We start from the raw sequence: 11,935 nt of genomic DNA on the forward strand, positions 1-11,935 counted from the left end.
CCGCCCGGAGGTGCGATCTTATTGCGAAAGCTGCTTTAGACGGATTCTCATGGTGGCGCCGGCATCATCGGCATAATCCCGGTTCAAAGCGTCTTCTTATAAACCCGATACGTTTTGTATTTCTCGCCGTTCATCATCTGCGCGGCGCGGTTCATCTGCGTGTTACTCTCCTGGACCCACGAGGCTTCGCCATACTTATAGCCTTTGCGTTTTGCAGCTTCCATTGTGGCGCTATAGAGCAACGCATCGACTCCCCGATTACGATACTCTTTGAGTACGCCAAGCACGATAATGCGGACCGTATCAATGGCCTTCTTCTTCGTGAATAAATTCCAGAGTGCAATCGGAAGATTCAACATGCCGCGCGGAATCCGAATCCCCGCATGGAATGCCTGATTGACATCCGGCAGGGAGAGCGCAAACCCAATCGGTTTGCCTTCGACCTCGGCAAAGAAGATCAGATTCGGATCGTATATCGGCTTAAGGTCCTTAGCGAGAAAATCGAACTCCGCATCCGTCATTGGGAAGAATCCTCGATTCTCCCAGGCCGTATTATAGATGTATTTGATAAGATCCAACTCAGCATTGAATCGCTTCGGATTCATTGGTCGAATCGTGATCTTGTTGCGCTCGCGCAAGGCGCTGGCAACGCGCATGAGCTTATCACTCCGCGCTGTTTCCTGTGAGAGCAGCCACGCATAGAGATCGTGGTCCTTCGCATAGCCATTCTGTTCGAAGAGCGACGCATAGTAAGGAGGATTGTACGTTAGCAGCAGCACCGGCGGCCGGCTAAAGCCCTCGATCAGCAGCCCATACTCATCATTCGAGGATGGATTGGCGGGGCCATAGGCGACCTTCATTCCATTCTCACGCAAGTAGCGCTCGGCTGGCTCGAATAGCGCGTTAGCGACATCCGGATCGTTGATGGATTCATAGAATCCAAAAAAGCCCGCTTGCTCGTTCTGGGCCTTGATATAATTATCGTTGATCGATGCGCCTATTCGTCCGACAATCTTGCCATCTCGCTCGGCAGTCCAAAAGCGGATGTTCGTGTGCTGATAGAACGGGTTCTTCGCAGTGTCGATCAGCTTCATCCGGTCCATCTCCATCGGTGGTACCCAGTTCGGATCGCTGCCATAAATATCCCAGACCATCCGAACGAAGCGGAGCCTGTCCGCTTTGGACACAACTTCTCGAACGTCGATCTTGCTCATGCTATTCTAATCGTTGTTGGATTGTGCGGTATTGAATTCCCGAAGTTTCTTGTGGGCCCGTTGCGATGCATCACGTGATGCGGCCGCTGCCTCCGCAGCTTCTTTCTGAGCATCATCGGTTTGTGTCAGCATCTTTTGATAGGTTACCATATCCTTTGGTAGACGAAATTGTGGCTTGCCTTTGACCATCGAATAGGGAGTGTGCTGAAGGAATAATAGGATGTTCAGTACGTTCGAATAAACTTTGCTCAAGGCTCCAACATATCCATCGAACGCCTTATTATCGGCCATATAGGATTCGGCAACCGCCTTGATGAGCCGCTTTTCCCGAACCGGCGGAAATTCACTTTCAAGTATGAATAGTGAATCTTCGAATCGATCGATGGTCGTCTTGCTACTGGCGCGATATTGCTTGAGATATTCGATGAATTCCAACGTCAGGCCGGCGTTCGTGGCAAGGTGTGCCGAGTCTAGATTTGTGGCTTCGAGCGGACGAGTCTTGTTGATTGCCGAAACATGCGCATTGAAGTCCTGCGTGCGCAACGAGAGCGTGTGCATCATCGAGTCGAGCACGTTGTTGGCGCTCATCGTGACGAGCCGCGTGATCGTCTCTTCTTTGGTCTGAGCTTGCGCGGCTGGCGCCAGCACGATCGAAACAAGAAGCGATACGAAAAGCGACGTGGCGCTTAGAGGAAGTGCGAGGTAGCGGTACGGCATGATGGAATCAACTTCCGGCGGGCGTGGAAAGATTCTTTGAAAAAGGGCGCGGAATCCGCGCCCCAGCTTTCCCCCACAGAATGCCGTGCGTTATTGTTTGACGAATTCGACTCTCCGGTTATTGGCCTTGCCCTCCGGTGTGTCGTTGCCCGCGATGGGCTTCGAAGCACCAAAGCCAGTCGTAGTAAGACGCGAGCCAGCAATACCCATCGCGACAAGCTGCGACTTGACCGCATCGGCCCGCTGCTGTGAGAGCGTCATATTTGATGATGCCGAACCATCGCTATCCGTGTGGCCATCGATCTCGAATTTCATGGAGCCATGCGATTTGAGGAAAGCAGCCACGTCATTCAGCACTCCCATGCTCTCCGGCTTGATCGTCGCCTTGCCTGCCTCGAAGGTGATGCCGTGCGTAACGAACTTCCCATCGGTAAGTAGCTTGCCAATCGTATTCGCACCACCGCCGGAAGCCAGACGGAAATTCCGAATGGAGATCGGGTTGTTCGCATCGCCGATGCCGCCGATCACGAATTTTACTGGCGTCAAATCACAGTGTGGCACCACAAGCGCGCGCGTGTTATCCACGTAGGCCTTGAGTTGATCCGCTTGATAAATGAGCGCCGCATGGTGCCACTTGCCGTAGTACTCTTCGTCGGAACCGAGTTGGCCCCCAGCCAAATCTCGTGTGAAGGAGCCCGTATGAACCTCATGACCAAAGAAGATCTCGCGCGGTGTGCCTTCCGCATCGATGAACCGGACCAGTGGTGCCCACTGGTTGTTGTTCACCTGATAATAATCGAATTCCATCGTGAAGGGATCGCTCAAATACGATGGAGTTTTCATACGAGGTGAGACCAGCACGTAATTCCCATCGGTCATGAGAAAGGTCGGCTCTCCATTTACCTTATTCACGACCGCCTGGCCACCTTCCAAATTCCAATGCGCGGGAAACTCGCCATCCTGATCGTCGGCAAAATGGTCCTCAAAAATAATATTCTCACCGGACTTGAAATCGTAGTTGTTGTAAGCCTTTAAGACTTGCGCCGATTGTTGGGCCGCGGCCGGGCTACCACTCTGTGTCTGCGGAGTTGACGCGCTCTGCGACGGCTGGTTCTTGGACTTGTTGCCCAACATCGAGTCCATTGCTTCGCCCGTCTTCTCCGTAGCCTTCTGGGTAACCTTCTCCTCGACCTTACCATTAATGGCGTCGATCAGGCCGCCGAACTGCGCCATTGCAGGCAACGAGCAGGCACTCAAAAGGAACAAGGCGAGCGGGACGTATCGTGTAACTTTCATTGGAATAATCCGGTTAGATTGTGGATCGCTTTCTGATCCTGCATCGATGCGGGACCGGGACGTAGTCCTTCGTACCCGAGTGAATCCTGCAATTGCACTGATTCGTTTCCCCGAAGTTCGGCTGAAGAGATTGTGACGAGTGTGAGCCGACCCTAATTGATCGTAAAGAAGATGTTACCATGATACGTGTAGCTCGAGGATTGTCGCTGTCTCGCTTCTTCCTGCGGTATGGTATCCTCTTGATGATGCTCGGCTTCATTGCTGTTCCCGTATTTGCGCACCCGCCGCCGCATTCACCCGCTGATAAGTCCCTGTATGTGATCTTCGCTGCCCCGATGTCCGCTTCTCTTTCGTACTCAACGATCGCCTTTACGAGTGAAACCTTCGTCCTAGGTGTGTACAGTACGACCCAGGAACGCTATGACACCTGGCTCCATGCAGGAGGGAATTTCTCTTATACCGAAGATATTCCCAATGCCTTCGCGAAGTGGTCGGTAAGTGGATATGCCAATGGAACCGCGACGGTTGGCAAAATCAGACCCCTTTCTGACCCGCACGATCCGGACGCGAGAGCCTACTATGATGCCCCGGAGAACGATGTCAGTCCGGTCACGATCTCCGTCGAGGTGACCGGCAGGGACGGCCTGCAGCATACCGCATCCGTGAAGATAAGCGTCGTCCACAAGTCTTTTGTTTATCTTTATCAAGTCGGAATTGGATTTAAGTGTATGAGCATCAATCCGACCGCGAGTGCCGATGTGCATGAGATCGACCGCATGGAAGTTGATTTTAATCTCAAGCGCAATGCAACGGGAGATGGATGTACATCGGAAATTACGAGCGGGCCGATGATCGTAAAGGACGACGAGACAGGCAAAGGATCATGCGATCCTTCCATCAAAACCGGAATTACACTTGGAAGAACGATGGAGGTGACTGATTTCCGTTGCACCTACACTGGCTCCGACAATCTGCTCCGCTTTCGAGTCAAATTCCACAATCCTGATTGCCCCGGATACAAGAATGTGCTACTCCTGACCGGCGGGACGATCGTGGATATGCCTGTTAAACCATCATCGAACTCCGAACTCGTGCCCGAGCTACATCCGAAGCCTTATACCGAGGTGGTCTCTCCCAAGACGACTACAGGGGAAGTATTAAGGACCGGATGGAGCCTGAAAGAAGTGGATTGAGTGCGCTCCACCTGTAACGGCTCATTCCAAAGTACTCTATCAAAGTGATAACAGTATCAATGAAAAATATCAGCACCATCATCGTTGCACTCATCGGACTCTGCTTCATGACCGGAAGCACGCGCGCGCAGTCGATTGCTAAAATCGACATGATCAAAACCCTGGATGAAATTCCGGCGCCACCAGCATCCACCGTGGAAGCGCACGCAAGGGCAACCTGTACCGATAGTCGCTGCAAGGTGGACGAGCTGTTCAACGCGTACGAGCGAGATATACAATCGGCCCGGAAACAATGGGAAACATTGAACGCGGTTCAGTCGCGTCAGGTCGATAGCAACAAACGTCTTGCCTCGGCACTCGGCGCGGCACAGGGGAAGTCCAAGAAGGACCAGATCGAGATCGCGGGGAAGAATCTTCCTGGCGTGAATAAGAAGGCGCTTACGCTGGCGGAAGTAATGCAAGATCCTGAGTCCATGAAGAAGATTGCGGCAATGTCGCAAGATGAGAAGCTGGCGTACATCCAGAGCATTTTGAATCCTCATTCGAACCCGGTCGTCGGACAGGACGCTGGAATGGCAACTACCAAGCAGGGCTTTCAGCAGCGGATGATCCACGATCCTGCGTTTGCCGCTGCGTGGAAGAAGAAGACACCTGCCGAGCAAGATGCATATTTCAAAGAACAAGCATCGAAGAACGGCACCGACTGGAAGTCGATGGCTTCTCAATCGCGAAAACGGGCCGCTGCTTCAGCTCCCAAGGAAACGGTGACGTCCTCTGGCGGCACCGGCAATTCTAACGACCTTCTGGGCTTCGACGATGATTCGAAGGCCGCTACGGGTTCGCCTGCATCGCAACTGAAGCAACAGTCTGATGCGGCGATGCAGGGACTCCTTGTGTTCAAAGTCTCGACAGACCAGGCCTCGGCGCGGATTGTTGAGATCCTCGATGCGACCCCGGCGAAGCAGGATTCAGCGCGCGTAATGCATGACAGGGAGCTGAAGACAAAAGCCAAACGGATCGGTGTGGCTGTCATCCATGATGAGCCTGGCTACCACGCAATTCGATTGAAGTCCGTTACCGATGAAATCAATGCCGTCAACATAGCGCTCGGCAATGTTGCCAACGCATTCAAACGCGATAAGGAACAACTCGATCACATCTGCGCCGGCTACAATACCAGCCTCATGCAATCGCGGTACGGCGAAACGCTGACGACCCCTGAGGATCAAATGCTCGTGACCAACCTTGCGCAGACTCAAGTTCGCGCAATGAGTTATATCGATCAGATGGAAGTCGCGCTCAAAGAGATCTATCCACGAGTCGCATTTCTCGAAATCCAAAAAGCGGTAATTGAAAAAGAGACATTTGGCAACTACGAAGAACTCATGGTGAAGGGCGAGGGAGACGATTAGCTCTCCGTCGTACCATCGATGACTCTTGCAAACACCATCTTTACTTACATTCCAACTATCAAAACGACCATGAATCTTCGCTACATACTGGTTCTCCTATTCGGGCTTCTTACTAGCACCACGTCGTCAGCCCAAATCCCAAACGGCGGTTTCGAAACCTGGACCAGCGGCCAGCCGGATAGCTGGTACGGATTTAACACCGTGCAGTCATCCGATGCTCACTCCGGCAGTTCCGCCGCCAAGGGGCAAGTCGGCTTAAGCTTCCCTACCCTTGCTGCGATGATTGTTACAACGAATGACCCCACAACACTCGGTGTTCCTTACACGGGTCGACCTGGGAGTTTCACCGGCTATTATAAATTCTCACCCATAGCCGGAAGCAACGATACGTTGTCCTTCATCGCCATGTTTACAAAATACGACGCGACACTCGGCAAGAATATCATCGGCTATGGACGGATCGCAACCGCCGCCGCTGCCGGGACCTATACTCAATTTACTGTTCCGATTCAGTGGCTTACAAGTGACGCGCCAGACACCGTTGCGGCCAGTATTGAAACGACAGAGTCCGCGAATGGAATCGGCACCTCGGGGACGACCTTCGAAGTGGACGATGTGAGTTTCGGAGGCAGCAGTGATGTAGCGGAAAGCACCGCACCCTCACTCTCGTTATCCGCAAGCGTTCCGAATCCAGTATTCTCCAGTTCGAAGATCAAATATTCGCTTGCGAACGATGGCCCCGCAACGCTCACGCTTTATGATGAGACTGGACGGCAAATCGCAGTTCTTGCCAGTGGTTTCCAAACGGCGGGCAATCACATGGCCATTTTCGATGGCTCCAGCCTCCCAGCAGGTACGTACTATTACCGCCTTGCCACGGCCGATCAATCCAGCGGGCGCTTGCTCCAATTGATCAAGTAAGAGACAGCCGTACGGGATTGGGGCGTGGCAGTATCTATCATCCCACGATAATTCCTAAACCGCCCCGATCCGCTCATCCCCCTGTAACAGCGGCTTCTCATACACGCGGTACCGCTTGTACGGCTCGCCGTTCATCACCTGTGCAGCGCGCGACATCATCGCATTGTCCTCGAGCACCCAGGATGCTTCGCCAAACTTGATGCCCTTCTTGCTCGATCGCTCCAGAATCTCGCGATACATCATCGCATCGACGGCGCGGCCACGATACTCCGGCATGACGCCCAGCAGTATGATGCGCAACGTGTCGATCGACTTCTTTTTCGTCATGAGATTCGAGATCGCGGTCGGCAAATTCATCGCGCCCTTCGGGATCGGCTTGCCGGCAAGGAATGCCTGATTGATGTCCGGCACGCAAAGCGAAAAGCCGATCGTCTGCGGCTTTCCATCCGCGCCGGGTACTTCAGCGAACAGGACAAAATCCGGATCGATAATTTGCTTCAGTTCACCGGCCAGCATGGTGATCTCATCCTGCGTGAGCGCCACGGCACCCCAGTTCTCTTCCCAGCCGCGACCGTAGAGATCGCGAATGAGATTCACCTCTTCATCGAACTTCTTCATGTTGAGCGGACGCAAACGCACCTTCGAGCGCTCGCGAAGCATCGTGGTGACGCGCTCGATTTTCGGCGAGAGTCCGATGCTCTGCGTGATGCGCCATGCCAGCAAGTCCTTCGCCTTTTTGTATCCAGCCGCATTCCAAAGTTTCTGATAATACTCCGGATGATACGGCATCATCACGGCTGGCGGAAACTCGAAGCCATCGACGAGCAATCCGACTTCATCATTGATCGATGGACTGATCGGACCGCGCACTTCCGTCATGCCGCGCGAACGGAGCCAATCCTCCGCCGCGCCAAACAGCGCGTTGGCAACCTGCTGATCGTTGATCGAATCATAAAATCCGACGAAGCCTGTTTTATCACCATAGATCTCGTTGTGACTATAGTTGATGATGGCGGCGATGCGCCCAACCGTTCGACCCGACCCGTCCTCGGCAAGGAAAAGCTGCGAGATCGCATGTTTGTAAAACGGATTCTTCACTTCGTCGATCAGCCGCATGCGGTCCATCTCGAGCGGCGGCACCCAATTCGGCACGTTCTCATAGAGCGCCCACGGAAGCCGGACAAAGCGGAGCTTATCCTTGCGGCCATCAACTTTGTGGATGTGGATCTTCTTTGCGCTGGCAGCACCAACCGCGTGAATCTCAGCTGTTGGCTCTGCGGCTTCCTCTTCATCGAGGACTCCAAGCTCTTCGCCGATTTCCTTGAAGAGTTCGAGGATGCGGTCCAGGTGCTCTTTTTCATGCGTCGCCATGAAGCTCGTGCGCATCATCTGCAGACCGGGCATCACGCCAGGCGAAATAAATGCATTGACGAACACGCCGGCATCGAACAACTTGCGCCAGAAGACGAACGTCTTCACATCATCACCGATGATGACCGGCACGATTCCAGTCTTCGACTCGATGATCTTGAAGCCCATCGCCTTGAACTCGCGACGCATGTAGTCGGCATTATCGATCAGGTGCTGAATGCGCTCCGGCTCCGCCCGCAAAATCTTCAGCGATTCGAGTGCCGCAGCAACCGAGGCTGGGGTCGGGCTCGCAGAGAAGATCAGCGCAGGCGAATTATGTTTGACATAGTTGATGACGCGCTCCTCGCCGACAACGAAACCACCAAGACTCGCGAACGTCTTCGAAAACGTCCCCATCGTCATGTCGGTCTCTTTGACGAGATTGAAGTAGCTCGCCGTGCCACGTCCACCCTCGCCAATGACACCGACCGCGTGCGCATCATCCACCATGACACGCGCATTGTACATTCCAGCGATCTCGACCATGCGCGGCAGATCGACGATCTCGCCCGAAGTCGAGAAGACGCCATCGCTGACGATGAGCTTCGGCGCATCCACCGGCAGCTTCGAAAGCCGACGCTCCATGTCCGCCATGTCGTTGTGGTTGTAACGGACCACTTCGCCGTACATCCCTTTCGACATCAAGTTACCCGCAACGATGCACGCGTGATTATCCCGATCGCTAATCACATATTCACCACGCTGGCACAGTGTCGGGATGACGCCTTGCGCAGTCTGGTAGCCGGTCGAAAAAAGCAGACACGCTTCCTTCTGGAAGTAGTCAGCCATTTCGTGCTCCAGCTCTTCGTGCAGCCGGACCGTCCCGGTCAGATACCTCGAGCCCGAGCAGCCGGTGCCATAGCGCTCGATGGCATGGATCGCCGCCTCCTTGACACGCGGATCGGCGGTCAGCCCGAGATAATTATTCGAGCCGGCCATGATGATCTTCCGGCCTTCGATCTGAACGACCGGGCCTTCGTTTTCCTCGATCGCGCGAAAATACGGGTAGTAACCGGCTTCCTTGACCTCATCGGCTCGCGTGAAGTCGTAACATTTTTGAAATAGGTCCACAGAGTAAGGGGGTAAATGTCAAATGCTCGAGCCCGCCTAACGCAAAACCGAGCGAAAATGTCATTCACCCAAATGGACTGCCTTCAACCCGATCAGGGGAGGCAAACCGCCCCTCGTCATTTCCGCGAAAGCCAGTACGCATTCATCACGCTTTCTTCTTGAAGCGATTTTCTCTCTTTTGAATTGTCATTTAATGAACGCCCTCTCCAGTTGCGCGAAATCGCCTAAGTTGTCAATGAGCAAGACAGGTGCCTATGACCTCACCACCTAATATAGCACACGAAAGTCCGCGATGCAAGGGCTTCGTCAAAAAAGTCACAACAATAATTGTGGCCTGGTTTCCCGGACCAGCCCCACGGTGCTGCGGCCCCTCACCACGACGCACGGCTAGCAGGTCATCCTCAATATTCTGGTGAATGCCCTTATGACTGAACTATTAGTGATCCATCTATGTCAATTCTTGCATCACAGGTGAGCGCCAGTCTCACACCCACTCCCAAAGAAGTCAGATCCTGACCGTTCGCGAGTGCCGGTCCACGGTCCGGATAATGGTAGTTGGAAGCGATAGGATGAGCAGTAGTCTATTATCAAACATAATGCAGCTATCGTTTTCAACAAATCGAGTTCTTCGTTCGCCCGACGTCCTGCCGCCGGACATATTCCCATGTCCATTGACTTATTTGGATGTGTTATTCATGCCTCACATCGTTCGGGGTTCATCGCTCACTCTCCTTTCGCGTCGTCCCTTCATACATCCCGCGCCATTCGATCATGGCATCCAATGAGCTTGTTCGGGAAGCAGTTCGACAGTGGCCCTCCGTTGTGCGCTCACTGGGTCGGAGCTATGCCTCGTCTACTTCTACAGCCGAACGTGAAGACGCTGCGTCTGAAGCACTCCACCGTTATCACCATACCCTGATCTCTGGCAAACTCCGTAGCGAGCACAGAGCATTCAGCTTCATGCGAAGGACCGCCGGGAGAATTCTCCAACGGCAAATTAAGCGCAACGCTCGCACAACACATCTTGACGATTTTCATCGTGACCCGCAGACAGAAGACAAGCTTAAGTCGTTTGAAGCGAAAGCAACTTTGAGCGTCATTCTCGGTGCACTCAAAGCATCCGATCGAGAGATTATCTTAATGAGGCATAGACTTGGACTCTCATTCGATGAAATCGGAACAATGCGCGGCAGAACTTACGCAACCGTGCAGCGGCAATACGAACGTGCCATTGAGCGAGCACAAGTGATCGCGGGAGTGAGGAAGCCTCGGGGTGGTACTAAAAGAAATTCTAAGAATAATTGAAATCGCGTGTCGGATTTTTGGGGCGAGGTGACTCATACCATGTATGAAGAACATCTTGATCTCATTCGTTTTGATTCTCGGCTTTGTTTCGGTGACGCAAGCACAGCTTGGAGATACCATTCAGTATCGCACGCTCGTTAGCTATCTCGGCGATTCAACAACGTTCAATTATCGAATCGGCGAAGTAGGGCTCCTGCAGTCAACGACGGCCAGCTATGTGGGTTTTGTTTCAGGACCTTGGACGGCCCCTGAGCAGGATTTCTTGGTATCATTGCCGTTCACGATCTCTGGCAGTACTGACACACTGTCGTTCTATAGAACGCTGAACATGGATACGAAGGACGTCCTTGAGACCAGCGTGGACATGACAGTCCAAGGAGCTCAGTTCGACTCAGTCTTGGCGGCGTGGGACACGATCATGAGTAGTAGAGTCGTACACCCCGATACATCTTACTTCGCCGTTTCTTCGATGTTGAACTACATTGTCGAAATAAGAAGGGCTTCGGATAGCTCGATACTGTTGGGCCTCGATACCGTCAGGGCTTACGTGAATTCATTAGGCAATTTGAGATATAGCACAACTAAGAATACTCCCTCGCATCGTGTCTGTTCGATTGGAAGTATCGGTACCGGAACGAGCGTCTTCTTGGATGTTCGACTGGTGACGCTTCTACCGATAGGATCTACCCTCGCTCATAACGCGCATCTCCACGCACTCCAGGATCCGACTTTAGTTTCGCCGATTTGCGGGCAGTATCAAGATAATTGTGATCCGGGTGCGGAAAAACGGTCGCAACTCTTTAACAACACAGCTACTGGTTACTCACTTTCTGCTACGACATTCGATAACACTGGTGGCCGATTGCACGTCACCATCGACTGCTCCGTCGGAGGTCAAGTGGAGTGCGACATCGTTAACGTACTCGGTGAGATTGTTGCTGCGAATGTCTCCACCCTGTCACCAGGCCTGTCATCATTCGATTTTGACGTGAGCAAACTACAAAGAGGTCCGTACTTCCTCCGCTTGACGGATGGTATAACCACGACAACCAACAAAATTCAACTATAAGACACGATTATGAAAAGACGCAACTACTTTGCAGCGTTTCTCCTGGTAGCGATACTTACCGCTTCGAATGCAGCTTTCGCTTGGCGGATAACGGGTTGGGAAAGAAATGATGCTTCTGGATGCACGACAATTACAATTGAGAATCACAACTCTAATGGTACCTGGACGACCCTGACGATAACGGAATGCCCCGGTCGTACAGACCTTAAGGGCGGCTGTTCATTGCCCATCTGGGGATTTGATGAATGGTATGCAAGTTTGATTCCTAACGGCACTGTGTCAGTGCCGAGAGTGGTTCGTTCTGGAATACTGAATGGATCGCCCTTA

7 protein-coding genes and 1 pseudogene are annotated in these 11,935 nt (G+C 52.9%); 4 read left to right on the forward strand and 4 right to left on the reverse strand.

The genetic code is table 11. The annotated features are described in order from the left end of the window. Positions 1–83: 83 nt before the first annotated feature. The 3 genes from Q8902_01690 to Q8902_01700 all read right to left on the reverse strand — a co-directional run bounded on the left by Q8902_01690 (position 84) and on the right by Q8902_01700 (position 3,227). On the reverse strand, positions 84–1,214 hold the full coding sequence (locus Q8902_01690; protein ID MDP4198265.1) for a GNAT family N-acetyltransferase: 1,131 nt from the start codon (positions 1,212–1,214) through the stop codon (positions 84–86). 6 nt (positions 1,215–1,220) lie between these two features. Then, positions 1,221–1,931 carry a hypothetical protein gene (locus tag Q8902_01695; protein ID MDP4198266.1) on the reverse strand — a complete coding sequence of 237 codons (711 nt, stop codon included), beginning with the start codon at positions 1,929–1,931 and terminating at the stop codon, positions 1,221–1,223. A gap of 90 nt (positions 1,932–2,021) precedes the next feature. Continuing rightward, positions 2,022–3,227: an OmpA family protein gene (locus tag Q8902_01700; protein ID MDP4198267.1), complete on the reverse strand. Its 1,206-nt coding sequence runs from the start codon at positions 3,225–3,227 to the stop codon at positions 2,022–2,024. Positions 3,228–3,406: 179 nt separating this feature from the next. Between Q8902_01700 and Q8902_01705 the strand changes: the two genes are divergently transcribed. The 3 genes from Q8902_01705 (at position 3,407) to Q8902_01715 (ending at position 6,753) form a co-directional block, all read left to right on the forward strand. Then, the gene (locus tag Q8902_01705; protein MDP4198268.1) at positions 3,407–4,420 is read left to right on the forward strand and encodes a hypothetical protein; all 1,014 of its coding nucleotides are present in this window, start codon (positions 3,407–3,409) and stop codon (positions 4,418–4,420) included. Positions 4,421–4,479: 59 nt separating this feature from the next. Continuing rightward, positions 4,480–5,832, forward strand: a complete 1,353-nt coding sequence (locus Q8902_01710; protein ID MDP4198269.1) for a hypothetical protein — start codon at positions 4,480–4,482, stop codon at positions 5,830–5,832. A 69-nt stretch (positions 5,833–5,901) separates the two neighbouring features. Then, positions 5,902–6,753 carry a PCMD domain-containing protein gene (locus Q8902_01715; GenBank protein ID MDP4198270.1) on the forward strand — a complete coding sequence of 284 codons (852 nt, stop codon included), beginning with the start codon at positions 5,902–5,904 and terminating at the stop codon, positions 6,751–6,753. A gap of 1,293 nt (positions 6,754–8,046) precedes the next feature. On the opposite strand, the pseudogene Q8902_01720 reads toward Q8902_01715, so the two are convergent. Next, positions 8,047–9,234, reverse strand: a pseudogene (locus tag Q8902_01720) (aminotransferase class I/II-fold pyridoxal phosphate-dependent enzyme). 1,348 nt (positions 9,235–10,582) lie between these two features. Between Q8902_01720 and Q8902_01725 the strand changes: the two are divergent. Continuing rightward, positions 10,583–11,608 (forward strand): hypothetical protein, encoded by a 1,026-nt coding sequence (locus tag Q8902_01725; GenBank protein MDP4198271.1) that lies wholly within the window; start codon positions 10,583–10,585, stop codon positions 11,606–11,608. Positions 11,609–11,935: the final 327 nt, after the last annotated feature.

It is taken from the genome of Bacteroidota bacterium (assembly GCA_030706745.1).
In the GTDB taxonomy this organism is placed as follows: domain Bacteria; phylum Bacteroidota; class Ignavibacteria; order Palsa-1295; family Palsa-1295; genus PALSA-1295.

Coding starts and splice junctions, on each gene's coding strand:
- Q8902_01690 (MDP4198265.1), bottom strand. CDS start 1,214: ATGAGCAAGATCGACGTTCGAGAAGTTGTGTCCAAAGCGGACAGGCTC.
- Q8902_01695 (MDP4198266.1), bottom strand. CDS start 1,931: ATGCCGTACCGCTACCTCGCACTTCCTCTAAGCGCCACGTCGCTTTTC.
- Q8902_01700 (MDP4198267.1), bottom strand. CDS start 3,227: ATGAAAGTTACACGATACGTCCCGCTCGCCTTGTTCCTTTTGAGTGCC.
- Q8902_01705 (MDP4198268.1), top strand. CDS start 3,407: ATGATACGTGTAGCTCGAGGATTGTCGCTGTCTCGCTTCTTCCTGCGG.
- Q8902_01710 (MDP4198269.1), top strand. CDS start 4,480: ATGAAAAATATCAGCACCATCATCGTTGCACTCATCGGACTCTGCTTC.
- Q8902_01715 (MDP4198270.1), top strand. CDS start 5,902: ATGAATCTTCGCTACATACTGGTTCTCCTATTCGGGCTTCTTACTAGC.
- Q8902_01725 (MDP4198271.1), top strand. CDS start 10,583: ATGAAGAACATCTTGATCTCATTCGTTTTGATTCTCGGCTTTGTTTCG.